8 protein-coding genes are annotated in these 19,228 nt (G+C 40.1%); 3 read left to right on the forward strand and 5 right to left on the reverse strand.

Features of this window, described 5'->3' with window-relative positions; translation table 11 throughout:
• Positions 1-14: 14 nt before the first annotated feature.
• Positions 15-2,192, forward strand: coding sequence for an endo-1,4-beta-xylanase (locus RM553_RS12045; RefSeq protein ID WP_311535186.1), 2,178 nt, complete (start codon positions 15-17; stop codon positions 2,190-2,192).
• Positions 2,193-2,377: 185 nt separating this feature from the next.
• Here the strand turns inward: RM553_RS12045 and RM553_RS12050 are convergent, their stop codons facing one another.
• The 5 genes from RM553_RS12050 to RM553_RS12070 form a co-directional block, all read right to left on the reverse strand.
• On the reverse strand, positions 2,378-6,502 hold the full coding sequence (locus tag RM553_RS12050; RefSeq protein WP_311535187.1) for a hybrid sensor histidine kinase/response regulator transcription factor: 4,125 nt from the start codon (positions 6,500-6,502) through the stop codon (positions 2,378-2,380).
• Positions 6,503-6,742: 240 nt separating this feature from the next.
• The gene (locus RM553_RS12055) at positions 6,743-7,942 is read right to left on the reverse strand and encodes an SGNH/GDSL hydrolase family protein (protein ID WP_311535188.1); all 1,200 of its coding nucleotides are present in this window, start codon (positions 7,940-7,942) and stop codon (positions 6,743-6,745) included.
• Positions 7,943-7,985: 43 nt separating this feature from the next.
• On the reverse strand, positions 7,986-10,745 hold the full coding sequence (gene galB / locus RM553_RS12060; protein WP_311535189.1) for a beta-galactosidase GalB: 2,760 nt from the start codon (positions 10,743-10,745) through the stop codon (positions 7,986-7,988).
• Between the two features lie 101 nt (positions 10,746-10,846).
• A complete protein-coding gene (locus RM553_RS12065) occupies positions 10,847-12,790 on the reverse strand; it encodes a RagB/SusD family nutrient uptake outer membrane protein (protein ID WP_311535190.1) in 1,944 nt (647 codons plus the stop codon).
• A gap of 12 nt (positions 12,791-12,802) precedes the next feature.
• Complete coding sequence (locus RM553_RS12070; protein WP_311535191.1) at positions 12,803-15,874, reverse strand: SusC/RagA family TonB-linked outer membrane protein; 3,072 nt, start codon at positions 15,872-15,874, stop codon at positions 12,803-12,805.
• A 287-nt stretch (positions 15,875-16,161) separates the two neighbouring features.
• Here RM553_RS12070 and RM553_RS12075 point away from each other — a divergent pair, with 287 nt between their 5' ends.
• On the forward strand, positions 16,162-17,265 hold the full coding sequence (locus tag RM553_RS12075) for a glycoside hydrolase family 43 protein (protein WP_311535192.1): 1,104 nt from the start codon (positions 16,162-16,164) through the stop codon (positions 17,263-17,265).
• A gap of 18 nt (positions 17,266-17,283) precedes the next feature.
• Entirely contained in the window at positions 17,284-19,206 is a 1,923-nt protein-coding gene (locus tag RM553_RS12080; RefSeq protein ID WP_311535193.1) for a sialate O-acetylesterase, read from the forward strand.
• The last annotated feature ends 22 nt before the right edge of the window (positions 19,207-19,228 follow it).

Here is a 19,228-nt window from a genome sequence, read left to right on the forward strand (position 1 = left end):
AAAAATAATAGAAAATGAAATACAAAAATTTAATATTCATATCTGTTCTTTCGTCCATGCTCTTTACATCCTGCCAGGAAGAAGTCATGGAATGGGAAGAAAGGGATGAGCAAGACAGGATAACCACGGCGGAGCTGCCATTGGAACTTGAAGAAAAAATAGAAAGGTATGATGCCTTAAAGAGTTATTCAGATTATACCCTTGGTGCCGGTATCATCCTGGACCTTTACATGAATGACGAAACTTACAGGAATATCGTAAATGAAAACTTTGATGAGGTTACTGTAGGTTATGCGATGAAGCATGGCGCAATGGTAAATGCACAGGGAGAGATTAATTTTGATCCCATAGACGATTTTATTGCACAAACCAATGCGGCCGGATTGAGTGTTTATGGTCACACTCTTGTTTGGCATGCTAACCAAAATGCCAGTTATCTAAACAGTTTAATTGCGCCAACGGTAATACCAGGTTCAAGTGGTGCCAATGCACTGGATTTATCAGGCTTGCAGGACGCAAGCTTTACCGGTTGGGCAAAGAACAATCCCGGGGCAGGTATTACAATAGTTGAGGATGCAGGTTTGGGGGAAAACTCTCAGGCAATTCAGCTAATAGCGGGCTCAGGTTCCTCAAATGCTTATGATTTACAACTTGCAACTCCCGAGATCCCTGTGGTAAATGGCCACGAATATGAAGTTTCCTTTTATATTAAATCAGATCAGCCTGGGAAAGGACGTATTTCATTTAGCGGACTGGAAAATAATTACCCCTGGAAAGACTGGTACAGTAATGGAGCAGGTCAAACAGAAGCTTTCGAGACAACTTCTCAATGGCAACAGGTAAAGTTCACTGTTAATGATTTTTCAGGAGATACCTTTAGTATGGCTTTTGACCTGGGATATGTGCCGGATGTAACCTACTATATTGATGTGGATAATATTAGTGTGGTAGATTTAGACGCAGAGGCGGAAACTGTGAATCTTATTACCAATGGAGATTTTGAAGGAGGTAATCTCGATAGCTGGAACGGTTGGGGGAATGGATCTTCAAGAGCTGTTTCTGCTGAGGGAGAAGGCTATGGAGATAGCGGTTATGCAATGGTGCTAACAAATCCTGTTGAAGCCCAGTTATACGAAGCACAACAGGTTTTTACTTTAGATGAACCCTTGGAAGAAGGAACTGAATATACATATTCTTTTTATGTCAAGGCGGACACACCGGCTACCATTCAGGTTCAAATTCAAGGTGGTTCTGCTCAATATTCAGGACCTATTGAAATAGGAACAACATGGAGTCAAATCACAAGGACCGTAACACCTACGGCAGGTAATAATGCCCTTGTGTTTGATTTTGGACAAACCGCAACTACATTTTATATCGATGATGTTGTGCTAACTTCTGGCGAAGTGGCCACGGGAACAGGCCCGGTTATAATTGAAATGCCCGAGGAAGAAAAGGCTGAGCTCATTGGCGCTGCCATGGAAGATTGGATTTCCAGCATGGTTACTCATTATAAAGATGAAGTGTCTGCATGGGACGTGGTAAATGAGCCTATGAGAGAAGGTGGTACCCTGCGTGATGGTAATGTTACAGATGCAGCCAGTGATGATTTCTATTGGGTGAAATACCTTGGAAAGGATTATGCGGTAACTGCATTCAATTTAGCACGGCAGTATGGCAATCCCGATGATATTCTTTTTATCAATGATTATAACCTGGAGTCCAGTCCTGCCAAGCTTGACGGATTAATTGATTATGTTCAATATATAGAAAGCCAGGGCGCTACTGTTGATGGTATTGGAACCCAAATGCATGTTTCTTTGAGTACCAGTAGGGAAAATATCACTAGTATGTTTCAAAAGCTGGCAGGTACAGGAAAAATAATTAAGATTTCTGAACTTGATGTTAGGCTGGGAACGGCTTCGCCTACAGCAGACCAGCTGGCAGAACAGGCAGATATGTACCAGTTTATTATAGATTCTTATAACGAATATATTCCTTCTGCCCAGCAATATGGAATAACAATCTGGAATGTTTCTGATAACGCAGATGAACACGAATATTGGTTAACAGATGAATCTCCTAACCTGTGGGATGCCAATTATGAGCGTAAACATGCGTACAAAGGAGTAGCCGATGGCCTTGCCGGCCGGGATGTAAGTGAAGATTTTACAGGTGAATTAGAATACTAGGATTTGTAGGAATTAGTCAGTTTCAACTTAGTAAAAATAAAAAGCCGGGTTTTTATACCCGGTTTTTTTATGCGGTTAAACTGGATTGGGATTTTTAGAATTTATAAACCAAATTATTGTGAGTGATAGGATACCTATGGTTTGCTAATGAATTTACTGCTTTAAAACGATTTTGCAGAAAAGGGTTATTCATCTTTAACTTCTTTAGGAAGCACCCCAAAATGGGCTTTAAAGCATTTGGAGAAATAGGAGGGGGAAGAAAATCCTACATTATAGCTTACCTCGCTAATTGACGGATTTTCCATTTCCTCAAGTAGTTCTTTAGCGCGTTCAAGTCTTATTTTTCTAATAAGCTCATTTGCTGTAAGGCCGGTTAAGGCCTTTATCTTTCTATAGAGCTGGCTTCTGCTAAGGTTAAATTCATCTGAAAGTTTCTCTACATTCAAATTGGTTTCTCTAATATTATTTTTAGTGTACCTTATTATTTCCAAAATAAATTGCTGGTCCATAGAAGTGGCATTGGGTTCTATTTCAGCTTTATTAAACCCTTCCACGTACTTAGAAAAAAGAAGTTCCCTGTTAAAAATAAGTTGTTTTAACTGGGAACGCATTATTTTCATTTCAAAGGGCTTGCTCAGGTAAACATCTGCCCCTGCTTCAAGGCCTTCCACCCAATCATCTGCCATTGCTTTGGCTGTAAGCATTAGCACAGGAATATGGCTTGTCTTTAAATCCTTCTTTAGCTTTAAGCAGAATTCATGTCCGTCCATAACAGGCATAATAACATCGGTAATCACAGCGTCGGGCATATATTTCTTTGCCTGTTCCAAGCCTTCCAGTCCATTTTCAGCAACTACAATTTTATAATCATCTTTTAATTCCTGGGTAATATATAGCCTTAATTCAAGGTTGTCTTCTACCACCAATAAAGTTCTTTTATTATGCTCACCAGCTTCCAATTCGGGAATCTGTGGCCTTTCTATTTTCTGCGGAACTTTAACCGCCGGTATATTTTCAATATCTAAAGAATCATATTGATTTTTATCCAGAGGAAGAAGAATCCTGAATTTTGTCCCCACGCCAATTTCACTTTCCACTTCTATATCCCCTTTATGAAGGTCTACAAAACTGCGCACCACTTCCAGGCCAATTCCCGTGCCGCCGTAATACTGCTCATTTCGTTCTTTAATTTGGTAAAACCTGTCAAAAATTTTCGAAAGCTCGTCGGCATGTATTCCCTTACCGGTATCTTCAATACTAATTTCAAGTGCTTCCTGTGGAGAGCCTGAAATGGAATTTTTAAAATAATGTTCTTCTTTCCTTGCTACTGCCAGGGTTATAATTCCATTATTGGTGGTGCTTTTAAAAGCGTTGGAGAGAATATTGAAAAGTATTTTCTCCAGTTTGTTTCTATCAGCCCATACAAAATCGATATTTTTATCTATTTCCAGCGATAATGCGATATTCCGCTGCTCGGCTTCTTCTTTAAAATATCCGGTGATTTCAGATAAAAGTTCATGGATGCTAAAGGATTTTATACTCAAAGGAATAGTGTCTAACTGAAGTTTTCTAAAATCCATCAACTCATCAATTAACCTTTTTAATCTTGCTGTATTTTTATGGATGGTCTTTAGTTTACCTTTTAGTTTTGCAGGAAACTTCCGTTCTTCCATAATATCTTCTAGCGGACTCATAATTAGGGTTAACGGAGTACGGAATTCATGAGATATATTGGTGAAAAACTGGATCTTTTTATTGTTGAGGGCTTCTTCCTGCTGGTGTCTCGCCCGCTCCTGTTCTATTAAACGCTTATTTTTTACCCGGGCGTCAATAAAGCGGTATATAAAATAACCTATTGTAAGAAAACTTATTATATAAAATACAATGGCGATTTTGGTGAACCACCATGGCGGCAAGACTTCTATTTTTAAAGTAGTGGGCTCCTCTTTCCAAACGCCGTCGCTGTTTGTGGCTTTTACTTTAAAGGTATAATTGCCTGCCGGCAGATTTGTATAAGTAGCGCTTCTGGCATTTTGCACATAGTTCCAGTGGTCTTCAAATCCATCCAGGTAATAAGCAAATTGAATTTTTTCCGGCCGGGTAAAATCTATTGCTGCGTAGTCTATAGTGAAAACCGATTGGCTGTTTTTAAGACGTAATTTATCGGTTTGGGAAATAACTTTTTCCAGAGGAGAGTTTTCTTTGGCCGGAGGAACAGATTGATTAAAAATCTTCAGATCTGTTAAATAAACGGGTGAAGTATTTTTATTAATTGTTAGATCCTCAGGGTCAAAATAATTTATACCTTCATAAGAACCAAAATAAAGCGTCCCATTAGCGTCTTTATATGCCGCGTTATTATTAAAATCATCACTTAGTAAACCATCGCGAATAGAATAATTTTTAAGGGAGTTTTTATTTTTATCAATTTTGGTTAAGCCATTATTGCCGGCAGCCCAAATAGAACCACCATCGTCCTGAATGATAGATGATACAGTGACCTTATTAAAGCCGGTATTCGGCTTCAGCCAGAAAAAGGTATCTTTTTTCATATCATACCTGCAGAGGCCGGATCCATCGGTGCCTATCCAGATATTTTTTGAGGAATCTTCGTAAATATCCAATACCAGGCTGTGGTAAGCTTTGTTGCCATTCTCATAAAATCTGGAAGACATCGTCTCAAGATCAAATTTCCCATCATCAGTTTTTAGCCTGAATAATCCTTCATTTCCCCCTATCCATATACGGTCTTCACTATCCACATAAACCCTTCTAACATCACTATAACTTATCCTTTTGGTGATAAAGGGTGCCTGGTCATACTTCCTGAATTTTCCTGTTTCAGGATTAAAGGAATGGATGCCCCGGGAAAAAGTACCTATCCATATTGTGCCATGGGAATCTTCAGAAAAACTTAGTATCCGGTTTGTAGCTATTTCTCCATGGGTATTCTGGACAGAGTAATTTATAAAAGAATCTGATCCTTTTTCCAAATAATAAATCCCATAGTCCCATGTTCCTACCCAAATATTCCCTTTGCTATCCTTAAAAAGGGTCTGGACATCCGGAGAGTCCAATCCGTTCGCAATGTGATTGCTGTTATTTAGCAGATGCGTGAAAATGCCACTTTTTGGATCATAAACATCTACGCCCCCGCCATCCATTCCAATCCATAACCTTTCTTTTTCATCTTTAATTATACCTGTCACAGAGCTGGACTGTAAAGAATTAGGATAATTCGGCTTGCTCTTTATATCTGCAAATTTATCGTATAACCTATCGTAAACCCCAACGCCATTATTATAATATCCAATCCAAATCCTTTCCTGTTTATCAAGAAATAAAGACCAAACCGAATTGGATTTAATGCCGCTTTCATCAAATTTTTTATTGAGGTAATGGTTTACAATCTCCCCCTTCCTATTTAATTCAAACATTCCTTCATTTTCTGTCCCGCAGAGAATGGTGTTACGCGGAGTATCCAGTAAGGACAGGACTCTTTTAGAGGTTACAGGAAAATGTTTAATTACGTACCTGCCATTTTCATTACCATCAATCTTATATATTCCTTTTGTGGTAGTACCTATCCATACGGTTCCTCTTTGGTCAACTTCCATTGTTTGAATATGGGCAGCTATTTTCTGCTTTCCTGTTGAAGTTGTAAAATACAGCGGAGCCATTATTTCATCTTCATCATCATATTGAAATAATCCGTCTTTTGTCCCAATTAAAATAAGGCCATCAAAGAGGGTGATGCTGTTTATTAGGAAATTCCTTATTTCACTAATTCCGGAAGTCCGCACTTTAGAAACAGACATAGTGGAAGCGTCAATTTTGTACAGGCCAGATTGGTGTGTTCCTACAAGGATATTTCCATTCTTGTCCTCAAGAATAGCGTGAACCGAAATACTGCTGGTTTCCGTTTTTCCCTCAAGCCTAATGTGGGTGAAGTTATCCTGATTTCTGTTGTAGAGGTCTATACCTGTTTCGGTTCCAATCCATAATCTATTTTGCTTGTCCAGATATGTGATGTGAATTAGGGAATTACTTAAACTGGTACTATCCCCTTCAACAAATGGATAGGATGTATAATCGATGCCATTATATTTGTAAAGGCCCAATCCATTGGTTCCCATCCAGATAAAACCCTGGCTATCCTGTGAAATACTGGCCACAGCCCGCTGCGTGGGAATGTTCTTTAGTGTCTCAAAATGATATTCAGCCAATGATTTGTTCTGCGAAAATGCCGGGAGAATAGCTAAAGAAAACAAGACACTAATAAGCACGAAATGTTTTATTCTATCCTTCAAATCTTTTTCTGTTTCATTATTTCTGATCGTATTATAGCCAGGTATTTTTATTATCCTTTCATTATTGAGGCATACCAATATATTAAATTAGTAAATCATTGTCTTTAATAACTGGCATGAAGTTAAGATACTGAACAACAAATTTTGAGGCACAAAAAAACCGCCCTCGGAAAAAGAAGGCGGCTCAAAAACAAACTAACTAATTCAAAATTCATAAATTCTGAACAAATCTTTAGGCTCTTACTCAAAAAGGGACAAATCTATAGCCTCACCCATCATTTTGTATCCCCTTTCGTTAGGATGCAGATAATCTCCAGACTGCGCTTCAGGTAACATTACTAAAGTATCTTCAGGGTTCCTTATCGCCTTATCAAAATCAATTACCGCATCAAATTTGCCACTGGTCCTGATCCAGTTATTAATTTTTTCTCGTGCTGCCTCCCGGAAATCGGTGTAGTAAAAAGACTTTTTTATGGGAGTAATGGTTCCACCATATACTTTAATGTCTTTTTCATGAGCCTTGTTTATCATTTCATTGTAAGCGGCAATCAAATCTTCAGCAACTTCAAATGCTGCGGCACTGTCTTTTGTTGCTCCAAGATCGTTAACGCCTTCCATGATTATTAACCAACGTACTCCACTTTGTCCAAGAATATCACGGTTAAACCTTTTTAATGCTGTAGGCCCTAATCCTCCTTTGAGTACTGCATTTCCTCCAATTCCCTGGTTTAAAACCCCAATATGCCTGTTGTCTTCCTTTTGTAATAATCGTTCGGACAATACATCGGGCCAACGGTTTTGTTTATTTGTTCCCGAACCTCTTCCGTCTGTAATGGAATTTCCAATAATAGCCACGGCAGCTGCAGAATCAGGTGCTTTAACATCTATCCCGCTAATCAGGTACCAGTGATCTGTTTTTATTGCTTCGGAAAAAGATGGAGCATTAATTTTATTGCCTTGAATAATATATGAAGTAGTACGTGATCCCGGATGGCCGGTAATATCTTCGGGTACATTGCCAATATGAATGGTTATTGCCAGGTCTCCTCTCTCCTTTAGATTAAAGGCTATGGGATCTGAAGTTATGCCTTTATTAGGTTTTATTTCCACTTGGGTTTTTCCATTAAACTTTAAAGTTTTAGCGGTTGAGACGTCTATAGAGTCACCTCCTTTTGAAGCGGCTATTTGTACATTACGCATTACGGTGGGGCTGGAACTAAATTCATTTGAAAAACTTATTCTAAGGCTATCCCCTCCTATAGAAACCCGGACTATCTGCCGCAGGGTGTTATTACTTAAACCTGGTTCAGGAGGCATATTTCTGGGTTCTACAAGTTGTGGAGCGGTAGTCCAGGTACCTACCCATTGTTTTTCGGGGTTATCGGAAATGGAAATCCCACAACTTAGAAAGAGAAGAAGCAACCCCCCAGTTGAAGCCAATAAATAGTATCTTTTTAGAAAAATACGCTTGAGTATTGTTGTTCTACAATTCATTATCGGAATTACTCTTAATAATCACTTCAGAATTTTTAAGCTGGACAGCATTGGCTTTCACTTTTATTTCTCCGGTTTTACCTTTTAGCGGTCGCACTATAACAAGTGCTTTTCCGTTGAAGGCTTTTCTTTGATGTGAAGGAAAAGGAGTCATATTGGTGGGATCCCCATTATCTGTAGCAACTATTTCCGCAGGACCTTCCACTTCAAATTGAATGTTATTATTTGCAGTGGGAACGGTCAATCCGTCCTCATCAACCACTTCTACAGTAATAAACGCCAAATCTTTCCCGTTTGCTTTTATTTCTTCGCGATCTGCTGAAATTTTTAAAGCGGCAGGTTCTCCGGTGGTTCTTACTATATCCTCAGCCCACTTTTCCCCATTTTTATAGGCGATCACTTTTAATTCTCCCGGTTCATAAACCACATCATCCCATCTAAGGCGATATTCATATTTGCCCTTTTTCTTCCTTCCCAGAGATTCTCCGTTTAGAAACAATTCTGCTTCGTCTCCTGAAGTATATACATGAACAGGGGTTATTTCTCCCATTCGCTCCGTCCAGTTCCAGTGCGGTAAAATATGCGCCATGGGATAATCTGGTCTCCAGCGGGATTGATATAAATAGAACCTGTCTTTCTTAAATCCGGCCAGGTCTATAACCCCAAAATATGAACTACGGGCCAGGTAATAAGGAGTTGGTTCTCCAAGATAATCCCATCCGCTCCATACAAATCCTCCGGCAACATAAGGATGCTTATCTATTGAGGCAAATACTTTGTCTGGGGAAGCTCCAAAAGGGGTGGTATAAAGACCGTAGGCACTTACATAGTCGTTCCCGGGATCACCACCGGTGGTGTCACTTACCGGGGCACTTATCCCTTCAGTTACTGGAAAAACATAGGTTCCGCGGCTGCTAACCGCTGCGGCATTTTCACTGCTGATAATAGTCTTATCAGGGAATTTTTCGTGAAAGTCAGGATAAAGCGGCGGAGTATTTATGCCTTCTAAATGGTCGTATGCAGGCGCATTTCTAATCCCTTCTCCCTGGTAATTTAAGTTGATGACTTGCATAACCTCTGTTATGGGCATATCAGGTTTTGCATAATTGAAAGAAGCAGTGATAGGCCTGGTAGGATCTTCTTCATTCACGATACTTCGTAATCCCCTTGCTATTTTAGCTCCTTCTTCCCCGGTGTACTGCTCCCCAACTTCATTGCCTATGCTCCACATGATTACGGAAGGATTATTGCGGTCCCTGCGAACCAGCGCACGAAGGTCCTGCTCATGCCATTCAGGAAAAATAAGATGAAAATCTAACGGAGTTTTCTTGCGTTCCCAGGAATCAAATATTTCATCCACAACCAGAAAGCCCATTTTATCTGTAAGGTCCAGTAGTTCCGGAGCCGGCGGGTTATGGGCCATTCTAATGGCATTAACGCCCATCTCTTTTAATTCTTCCAGTTGCCGTTCTGCCGCACGCTTATTAAAAGCCGCACCAAGGGCTCCCAGATCATGATGTTGATTTACACCTTTTATAAAAATGGGCTCGCCGTTAACTATTACTCCTTTCTCAGGATCAAATTCTACAGACCTTATTCCAAACTGTGTTGTATAGGTATCTACTATCTGCCCATTTTGCTTAATTGTAGTTTCTGCAACATACAAATTAGGAGTCTGTGTTGGAGGAGGCCCCCACAATTCCGGATTTTCTATAGTGACGGAATCCTCAATTTTAATGCTTCCTTTTGCAGGAACTTTCTTTTCAATTTCATCAAAAACCGCAACCGGATCTTTACTTTTTTCAGCATTTTGATTCAAAGAAAAAACTTTTGTAGTAGTTTTGACCACAGTTTCTTCTTCAGAATCATTAGCAATGGCTACTTCCAGGTCCAGTTCTGCAGAATTTTCAGAAACATTTTTACTTTTAATAAAGGTGCCCCAGTGTCCCACATGAACCGGATTGGTTTTTACCAGCCAGACATTTCTGTAAATTCCTCCTCCGGGATACCAGCGGGAGGAATTTGGGGGATTATCAAGGCGAATGGCGATCTGGTTTTCCTGGCCAAAATCTAAATAAGGAGTAAGGTTCAGCCTCCATGAGGAATAACCATAAGGCCAGCCACCGGCCAGTTTACCGTTTATCCAGACCATGGCATAAGACATGGCCCCCTCTATGTCCAGAAAAACAGATTTATCCTTATCTGTTTCAGGAACAAAGATCTTTTTGCGATACCATGCTACGCCGGGACTTGGTAAACGACCCATTCCACCGCCTACTTCAGCATCCCAGCCTTCTAAGAAAGGTCCTTTAATAGCCCAGTCATGCGGAAGGTTTACATCTTTCCAGTCGCTATCATCAAAACCTGATTTCACAAAGGAAAAATCTTCTCCCGGATTGCCGGCAGGCCTTTTATACTGTTGAGAAGAATCTTTTATAAAATCATTGCCAGTGGGTAATATCCATGGTTTAAGTACCTGCCGGTCTGCGGCAACCTCTACAGCTTCAGTGGGTTTTGCATCTGCCGGTTTATCGTCGCGGGCATCGGTTACTTCAGGACGTACATCATAAATAAGATCATCAGCTTCTTCTGCGGAAGCGTACTTCATAAATTTCCAGTCCTTATTAATGGAAATCCGCTCCCGGGCAGATCTTGAAGTTACTGATTGCGCCTCAGATTCTTTTGGGTAAAAAAGAAGGAATGGCAAGACGAAAATCATTATATCTTGAAAAGATTTATATTTTTTCATGCCTGAAATGATTTAAATTGCTTTTTAAATACTATAAGAAAAAATTGGCCGCCCATAGAGTTTCTATGTAGGCAGCCAATATAATTATTTGATAAAGTGTATTAATTGTATCCGGGATTTTGATATGCTTCTACATCTCCTTCCATAGCATCCAATTGATTTTGTGGAATAGGACGAAGATAAAGGTAAGGTTCGATATTTCGGGTTATTGTTTGTGGAGTATGATCTCCAAACGTACTTCCTCCTATTCTATAGGTAGAAGCTTTTTCCTCCCATTTTTGAGTACGGACAAGGTCATACCATCGATAGCCTTCACCAAAGTATTCTCTGGATCGCTCTGCAAGAATGTAATCAATATCAATTTCAGCCGGAGTATTTGAAACCAGTTCATCACTGAAATCGGCAATTTTGGGTTCTTCTTCACTTTTGTCCCAACGCCAGACTCCTGCTCTTGCACGAATAACATTAATTAAATCTCTTGCTGACATGCCAGTAGCGTTTGCACCTTGTACAGCGGCTTCGGCTGCAATAAAATATAATTCTGAGAATTTTGCAATACTCCATGGACGAGTACTACCTGCATTTGGCTGACCTAATCCCTCGCCATTATCGGTTCTATAAGTTCCGATTTTCCATAGTGATGGATAAGCTATTCTATTTATTCCCATTGGAGCTATTACAAAATCAGATCTTCCTGGCAATTCTCCACCTCCTACATTACTTTTACCCGGCCCATCAGGATAATTAATAGCAGTTTCAGGTTGTTCATCTAGGAAAGTGAGGATAGCATCTCCTGGCTCTACAGGTAATCCGTTTGCATTATATAAAACACCTTGATCTATATTACCTTTAGGCCAATTTCCACGATACACTGTGGTAAAAGTACCATCGTAACGTGAATCTTGGTCTTTATTATTAAAGGTTTCTGTAATCGCTCCTATAGTAGGTGCCATGGTAGTCCAAGGTCTTCCATACTTTTGCGCAGCTTCCCTTTGAACAGAACTAACGGTTTCTTCCCAATTGGGAGTCGTTGCACTTCTAATAATTGTATAATTCCAGGTGACCATCCAGCCAGCGAAATTATCTGGAGCGGAACCAGTACCATAAGTTAGACTACCACCATTATAAAATTGGCTGGTTTCAGTATGATCTGCATAAAGTAAAATTTCGTTATTACGGTCATTCTCAGCATTATTCACATCATAGTAGGTTGGCTGTAAACCAAAGGGACCAGGATTATTGATAGCAGTGGTTGCTACATCATATGCCTGTTGGTAATACCACTGGGCATCATGTCCATCAGGATCTGTACGCGGTGCCTCTGGATAGGTTGGAATATTATTAGGATTTTCCAGCCACCAGCCATAGGTGAGATAAGCCTTGGCCAAGTAAAGCCTGGCCACGGTTTTTGTAGCTCCACCGGTTACCCGTGGATATTCAGGTAAATTATCAACGGCATTAAGTAAATCAGGAAAGACAGTGCGTGTATAAACTTCAGGAACTGTATTTCTTACGGAAGTTCGAACAGGATTTGTATTAAATACGAGTTCTCCAGCGCCCAAATCTAAAGGCACTCCTCCAAAAGTTTGTACTAACAAAAAGTAATCAAAGCCACGAAAGAACCTTGCCTCAGCAAGTAGTTCGTCAGAGACACCTACTTCTGTTCCGTTTTCAACAATACCGCTAGCAGTATTAATGTTAGAATACACGGCATTCCATAGAACATCGGCGCGGCTCGTGCTAGATGTGATATTACCCTGGCCGGAAAGATCCATTACAAGGAAATTTTGATCACCATTTGCTCCATAAGTGTATTCATCTGTCCCTGTTTCGGAAGCATTATAATAATAACCTTGACCATAAATGTAGCGAAGGTGAGCATACATAGAAGTTAATCCGCCTAATACACCTTCTTCAGTTTGAAAAAAAGAGGGCTCAAAAGTGGCTCTTGGTGTCTCCTCCAAAATATCATCTGAACAGGAAATCAGCAATAATGCTAGCATCAGGCTCGATATAATGGAAGTTTTTAAATTTATATTTTTCATAGTTAATTTATTTTAGAATGTTAAATTAATACCAAACAGGTAATTTCTAGTAGAAGGGGTATTAGCTCCAATGGTTAAAAGCCTTCTGTTATAGGAAGCTACCGCAGAATTTTCATCTCCATAAGAGTTGGTTACTGGATCCATTCCTGATTCATCATGATATGGAGAAAATAATACAAATGCATTTTGGACACTGGCATATAATCTTAGCTGATCAGCCCCCAAATTTTCCAGCCAGTCCTGATCAAAATTGTATCCAAGAGTTATGGTTCGAATCTTTAAATAGGAGGCATCAAAATAACCCAAGGTAGAACCATATTTTGGATTATTATTCGCCTCAACTCCTCCCGGTTTTGGATAGCGCGCATCGGTGTTTTCAGGTGTCCAGTAATCTACATCAATATTCCCACGACGTCCGGTCAACAAATTGAGATAACCGGCTGAACCATATACAGTACTGATAAGGGTTCCGCCTTTTTGAAAAGCACCGACAGCGGTAAGATCGAAATTTTTATATGAAAAGCGAGTGTTAAATCCTCCCTGGAAGTCAGGGTTAACATCAATAACCTGGCGGTCATCAGGGCCAATTTCCCTCACCGGAACACCATTTTCATCATATTCTCCTGTATATTCTACTTTAATCATACCAACGTTGCCTCCGGGTTCAAGGATATCCAGATAAGGATCGTCCTCCTGCCATAGTCCTATTCTTTTATAGTCATAGATTACGTTAATAGGATGTCCAACAAACCAGCTGTTACCCACATCCTGCTGTGTTCCGGAAGCCAGGGCAACTAATTTATTCTGATTGGAATAAAAGTTTAATCCTGCATCCCAACTGAACCCATCAGGATTATCTATAATTGTTCCGTTAAGTGAGAGTTCAAAACCTTTGTTTTGAGTCTCACCAATATTAGCGGTATAACTTGCCACACCGGAAGTAGGTGGAAGACCTACGGCAAGAAGAATGTCATTAGTGTTAGTAATATAATACTCAGCCGTACCGGTAAGACGGTAGTTAAAAAGTGAAAAGTCTACCCCGTAGTTGTAGGTAGTAGAATATTCCCAGCCAAGATCAGAATTAGGCAGTTGAGAAACGTAATATCCTACCGCATACTCATCAGGTCCAAAGTTATAAGGCCTTGAAGCAAGATTTCCAAGAGTAGAATAAGGGTCAATTGCCTGATTAGAAGTTTCGCCATAACCTGCACGTAATTTCAGGGAGTTCATCCAGCTAATGTCATTCATAAAAGTTTCATTGCCAATGTTCCATCCTACAGAGACTGCGGGATAAGTGTGCCATTTATGCCCTTCTGCCAATCTGGAAGAGGCATCAGATCGAACAGTAGCTGTAAGCATATAACGATTATCATATTCATACATGATTCTTCCCATGTAAGACATTAAGCCACTTTCGTAGTAACCCTGGTTGTTAGGATTGATAGTTATTTCTCCGGTTGCCCGGCCTAAATTGTAAAATTGGAATTGATCTGAAGGGATATCACGGGCTCCAATGCTTGAACTGTTAAATCGTGTTTGTTCAGTAGAGTAAAGACCTACTACATTAATAGTATGTTTTTCATTAAAAGTTCTATCATAAGTAAGTAAATTCTCTACTAGATATCTTGTTGTAGTGGAATTATTTATTGAAGCGGTTGAAGGAGTGTCTGGTGAAGCACTAAATACTCCTTGTCCTGTATAACTACCTCCATTGGTGTTTCGGTAGTTGAGGCCTAAATTTATACGATACTTCAAACCTTCAACCCCTGGGATTTTAACTTCTCCGAATATGTTGTTGTAGGAACCAAACTCTCTGCTTTGATCTATCCAACTATCTCCTAGATTTTCCAAACTTTCCCGAGTATATACCCATTGTTCATCTAGAGGCATTCTTATTATCCTTCTAAGGTTACCATCTTCATCATATGGGCTGGCAATTGGAGATTGAGTTAATAAACCATATATTCCTAAATTCATTCCGTTTCTTATTGAATAATTACTGTTTGTTGATAGCCCAACGCGTACAAAATCTCCAATTTGCTGATCAAGGTTGGCATTTAGAGAGATACGTTTAAAGTTTTGTTCTGGAATAACTGCTTCGTCCTTTGTATATCCAAGGCTGGCATGATAACTGCCACCTTCTGTACCTCCGGAAACTCCTAAGTTATGATTTGTAATCAAGCTGTTTTCATAGAACAAATCCTGCCAATCAGTATCAATATCATTAAATTCATCCTGACCATTTTCATACCGGCCAGCTGCCTCCCGTAGTGCAACAAATTCCGGACCGCTCATCATAGGGTATTCTCCAAAAACAGTTTTCAAGCCTGAAAAAGCATCATAACTAAATTGAGCTTTCTGTCCTTGTTGTCCTGTATTTGTGGTAATTAATACTACCCCATTAGCACCACGGGATCCATAAATAGCTGTTGCTGAAGCATCTTTAAGTATATCCATACTTTTTATATCATTAGGATTAATGTCATTCAGTGATCCCGCAAAGGGTACACCGTTTAAGACAATAAGTGGGTCGTTCTCAGCATTTAATGAACGTGTTCCTCGTATACGTATTTGCTGAGTGGCACCAGGTTGTGAGGAAGTTTGCGAAAGCTGGACACCTGGCAGGCGGCCTTGTAAAGCTTCAGAAATATTAGCTGAAGGAACATCTCTTAATTCATCCCCTCCTATAGAGGAAACGGATCCAGTAACCGCTTCTTTTCGCTGGGTACCATACCCTACGACAACGATTTCGTCCAGAGCTTCCGTATCTTCTTGCAGGGTAACATCTATAGAAGATCTGCCATTTACGGGAACCTCAGTAGTGGTAAATCCAATAAAGCTAAACTGGAGCGTCGCATCTGCCGGCACGTTGGAAATACTATAGTTTCCATCAAAATCTGTGGTTGTGCCATTGCTAGTCCCTTTAACCAGAACCGTTACCCCGGGAACAGGGCCAGTCTCATCCGTCACAGTTCCTGTTACTGTGGAGGTTTGGGCATTTGCGGCAAAACTAAAAATCAGAAAGAAAAGAAACAATGGTCTTTTCCATAACTGACTGCCATGAGTTGGTAATTTTTCGATCATAATGATGTATTTATATTTCTTAGTAATGAAAAGTATAATATGTGTAATTAAACACTTGTAAATTTTTGATATGATAAATATACATAAATATTCTATTGACGCAATCGGTTGCGTTAATAAATATAAAATATTTCAAAATTTAACATAAGTAGTTCTATTTGAAAAAGATTAAGATGTTGATTTACAATATCATATAATATTTAAAAATTTTACGAATACGATTGATTAAAGATTTTTATACATTAGCTTTTAAAATCAATACAGAAACACCGTTAAAACACCAGATTATGAAGAACCCTTTTTATTATTCCTTCCTTATACTTACTGCATCTTGCGTGATAAGCTGTGGTGAAAAAAAGGATAATGATTCCGAAGAAACCACAGTGCAGCAGGATTCGCTAAATGCTCAGGAACAAGAGAATTCCCAGCCCCTGGTAACCGATAATTATACGGCAGACCCTTCTGCCCATGTTTTTAATGGCAAAATTTACATTTATCCTTCGCATGACTGGGATTCCGGTATTCCTGAGGATGATATGGGAAGCCATTTTAATATGAAGGATTATCATGTGTATTCTATGGATAGTGTTGGAGGAGAAGTTCAGGATCATGGGGTTGTTCTTGATGTTGAAGATGTCGAATGGGCAAAAAGGCAAATGTGGGCCCCTGATGCAGCTGAAAAAGATGGGACCTATTATCTCTATTTTCCCGCAAAAAATGAAGATGATATTTTTAAAATTGGAGTGGCTACTGCCGATAATCCGGCAGGTCCCTTTACGCCGCAGCCGGAGCCTATCGAAAATAGCTTTAGCATAGATCCCGCGGTTTTTGCCGATTCTGATGGGGAATATTATATGTATTTCGGCGGAATTTGGGGCGGACAATTACAACGCTGGCAATCTGGAAATTATGTTGAAGAGGATAAGTATCCGGCCGATAGCGCAGCTGCCCTTCAGCCTAAAGTGGCAAAGATGAGTGATGATATGATGGGTTTTGCTGAAGCGCCACGCGACATCAAAATCCTGGATAAAGAAGGAAATGAACTTACCACAGGAGATAACGAGAGAAGATTTTTTGAGGCTGCCTGGGTACATAAAATGAATGGCAAATATTATTTCTCCTACTCCACCGGGGACACTCATAAAATTGTTTACGCCACAGGGGATAGCCCTTACGGACCTTTTACTTACCAGGGTGTTGTTCTGGAGCCGGTTCTAGGCTGGACGAACCACCACTCAATTGTAGAGTATAACGGCAAATGGTACCTGTTCTATCATGACAGTTCTTTGTCTGGAGGTAAGACTTACCTTAGAAGTGTTAAAATGACTGAACTTCAGATTAACGAAGATGGGAGCATAGAAACCGTAAATGCCATGGTTGAGGCAGAGTAAAATCAGTTCCCATTCATTATGAAAAAATTGCTGTTTATCCTGCTGCTTGGAGTCTCTACAGGATTTCTCCAGGCGCAAGTATGTTTACCAAAGCTTATAAATAACGGGATGGTGCTTCAGCGGGATGCTGAGGTAAAAATATGGGGCTGGGCTTCCGCTGGAGAGGCAGTAAGTGTTTCTTTTCTGGATAAGCTGTATGAAACAAAAGCCGGCAAAAATGGCAAATGGGACATCAGCCTGGCCAATTTAAAAGCAGGCGGCCCATATAAAATGAACATAACCGGCAAAAACAATATTCGTCTTGAAGAAGTTTATGTGGGGGATGTCTGGCTTGCTTCCGGGCAATCTAATATGGAGCTGCCCATGTACCGCGTGGAGCCTTTGTATGAAGAGGAAGTGGCAACTGCCTCTAATCCACACATTCGGTTTTTTCAGGTTCCACAAACCTATAATTTCAATGAACCAAAACAAGATCTGGAAGGAGGGAAATGGTTGCCGGTAACGCCGGAGAATATTAGGCAATTCTCTGCGGTCGCTTACTTTTTTGCCAAAAACCTTAATGAGCGCTATAAGGTTCCTGTGGGAATAATAAATTCCAGTTTGGGCGGTTCACCTGCGGAAGCGTGGATAAGCGAAGAATCACTGAAAAAATTTCCACATTATTTAGAGGAGGCAGCCCGCTATAAAAGTGCTGAATTCAGGGATAGTATTGAGAAAAGCGATTCAGAAAGAATAGGCGACTGGTACAAAAAATCCACTAAGGAAGATATTGGGATAAAAGAAAATTGGAAAGGAGAAGACACTAAAGTTTCAGATTGGGGCAAAATGCAAATTCCCGGTTATTGGGCAGATAACGAGTTGGGGTTGAAAAACGGAGTAGTTTGGTTCAGGAGGAAATTTGAAATTCCCGAGAAGCTTACTAATCAGTCCCCAAAATTGTTGTTGGGGAGAATAGTAGATGCCGATTCTGTTTTTGTTAATGGAGAGTTTGTCGGAAATACAACTTACCAGTATCCTCCAAGGCGTTATAATATTCCTGCTGATGTTTTGAACCCCGGAGAAAATACTATTAGTATTCGTGTTATAAATGAGGGAGGCCGTGGTGGTTTTGTTGAAGATAAACCATATAAACTGGTTTTTCAGGATTCTGAGATAGATCTGGCTGGAGAATGGAATTATAAATTAGGTGTGGAAATGCCTCCTTTAAAAGGGCAAACTTTCATCCGTTGGAAACCGGTCGGGCTATATAATGCTATGATCAACCCCCTTACAAACTACTCTTTAAAGGGAGTAATCTGGTACCAGGGCGAATCCAATACGGATACTGCGGCAGAATATGAAGAATTGTTTTCCACCCTTATCCGGGACTGGAGAAAAAAATGGAAACAGGAAAATTTACCTTTTCTTTTTGTACAGCTCGCCAATTTTATGGAATCTAAAGAGAAACCTGGAGATAGTAACTGGGCAAGGTTAAGGGATGCCCAGCTAAAGACTTTGTCCTTACCAGAAACAGGAATGGCGGTTACCATAGATGTTGGGGAATGGAATGATATACATCCCTTAAATAAAAAAACAGTTGGAGACAGGTTAGCCCAGGCTGCACGAAAGATAGCGTATGATGAAGAAGTTGTAGCCGGCGGCCCCGTTTATAATTCTTATACCCGCAAGGGGAATTCAATAGTAATAGATTTTAAGAATGTTGGAAAAGGCCTGATGATTAAAAATGGTTCAAAGCTAAAGCAATTTGCCATTGCCGGGAAAGACCATAAATTCGTATGGGCAAATGCTAAAATTCAGGGCGATAAAATCATTGTCTCCAGCCCGGAAGTTGAAAATCCGGTGGCGGTAAGATATGCCTGGGCAGATAATCCTGAAGGGGCAAATCTTTACAACAAAGCTGGATTTCCAGCGTCGCCTTTCAGGACTGATAGCTTGGAATAACCATTTTTAAAGAACCATAAAA

The sequence above is a fragment of the Autumnicola tepida genome (assembly GCF_031846485.1).
GTDB lineage: Bacteria > Bacteroidota > Bacteroidia > Flavobacteriales > Flavobacteriaceae > Autumnicola > Autumnicola tepida.